The sequence below is a fragment of the Bradyrhizobium algeriense genome (assembly GCF_003062295.1).
In the GTDB taxonomy this organism is placed as follows: Bacteria; Pseudomonadota; Alphaproteobacteria; order Rhizobiales; family Xanthobacteraceae; genus Bradyrhizobium; species Bradyrhizobium algeriense.
In genome coordinates this window covers 1-550 of the sequence record NZ_PYCN01000211.1, presented here as the reverse complement: position 1 = coordinate 550, position 550 = coordinate 1, and the positions used below count along the sequence as shown (strand labels likewise).

Genomic DNA, 550 nt, shown 5'->3' with positions numbered 1-550 from the left:
GATCCCAACGACGCCGATCTTCGACCTGGAAAACCTGCCCGGCGTGGAGGCCTTCGATGCGGCGGACATCGCCCTCGACAGCGAGCGCGACCTCAACCCGGGCATGGAGCCGTTGCAGGAGAAGGCTCGCGCCATCGCCAGGGCCGTCAAGGATCCCGAGCAGCGGGCGCGGGTCGACAAGGCCATCCGCACGGTGGCGTTTGCCGATTTCGCCAAGGCCGGACCGCCCATCGGTCATGGCACGATCCGCAACGGCTGGGCCCGCCCGGCGGTGGTCGGAGCCTACAACATCGACTACCTGGCCCGCACCCTGATCAATTACGGCGGCATCTGGGCCAACATCGCCCCGGAGGTCATGTACTACCGCGCCAGCACCGACGGCACCGGAGCTCCGCTGTCCGGCGACAATGCTTACACCATGACCTTCTCCAAGGATCAGCTCCCGGCCCATTACGCGAACTACTTCTGGTCGGTGATCGCGGTGGACACCAGGCACTTCCGCGTCCTGCCCAATCCGAAGGAGAAGAACCTGATCAACGAGCAGTCGAAG

Annotated in this window: 1 protein-coding gene; it reads left to right on the top strand. The window is 65.3% G+C overall.

What is annotated here, in order from left to right:
- Positions 1-550, top strand: a 550-nt coding sequence (locus C7G61_RS43165; protein WP_145963852.1) for a DUF1214 domain-containing protein, incomplete at both ends; no start/stop codon positions are given.